We start from the raw sequence: 684 nt of genomic DNA, 5'->3' as shown, positions 1-684 counted from the left end.
GTCGGCGCGGTCGTTGACCGCGAACAGGGCGCCGTGCCGGCGGGCCGCGTCGGCCAGGATCTCGAGTGCGGCCAGCTCGGCGCGGGCCTCGAGCGGACCGAACCGCTGCTCACCCGCCGAGCCCTTGTCGCGAAGCTGGACGATGTCGACCCCGCCGGCCAGCGCGGCGTCGACCAACTCGGCCAGGTCGCCGCGCTCGCGGCGCGCGTCGGTACACAGATACAGCCTGGCCGCAGCGAGGCGGGTGGACGGTTGGTGCACACCGCGACGCTAGCGCGCTAGCGTGGAACCCGAAGAGCACGGGAGTCCTGGCGACCGGGGACTGAGAGTGGGCGCGCACGCCCTTACCGTCACACCTGATCCGGGTCATGCCGGCGAAGGGAGCAAAGGATGCAAGACTCACTGGCCGTCATCGGCGGCGGTGTCATCGGGCTGTCGGTGGCGCGCCGCGCGGCGCGGGCCGGATGGTCGGTCGTCGTGCACCACACCGGCGAACCGGGTGCATCGTGGGTGGCGGGCGGGATGCTCGCCCCGCACAGCGAGGGTTGGCCCGGCGAAGAACGGTTACTGCGGCTGGGCCTGGAGTCGCTGCGGCTGTGGCGCGAGGGCGGCTTCACCGACGGCTGGCCGCCAGGGGTGATCACCGCCCGCGAGTCGCTGGTGGTGGCCGTCGACGGCGACGAC

Annotated in this window: 2 protein-coding genes and 1 riboswitch; of the genes, one reads left to right on the top strand and one right to left on the bottom strand. The window is 73.2% G+C overall.

Annotated elements, in window-relative coordinates; genetic code table 11:
• Window positions 1-261 (bottom strand): thiamine phosphate synthase (locus A5706_RS01605; protein ID WP_197517720.1); only part of this gene is annotated, 261 nt, incomplete at its 3' end.
• 28 nt (window positions 262-289) lie between these two features.
• Window positions 290-400, top strand: a riboswitch (TPP riboswitch).
• On the opposite strand from A5706_RS01605, the gene A5706_RS01600 reads away from it, so the two are divergent.
• A partial coding sequence (locus tag A5706_RS01600) for an FAD-dependent oxidoreductase (RefSeq protein WP_156766911.1) occupies window positions 391-684 on the top strand: 294 nt, incomplete at its 3' end. It overlaps the preceding riboswitch by 10 nt.

The sequence above is a fragment of the Mycobacterium sp. E796 genome (assembly GCF_001672815.1).
Classification (GTDB): Bacteria; Actinomycetota; Actinomycetes; order Mycobacteriales; family Mycobacteriaceae; genus Mycobacterium.
Note: the sequence above shows the minus strand (reverse complement) of the source record. Positions and strands in the feature narration are given on the sequence as shown.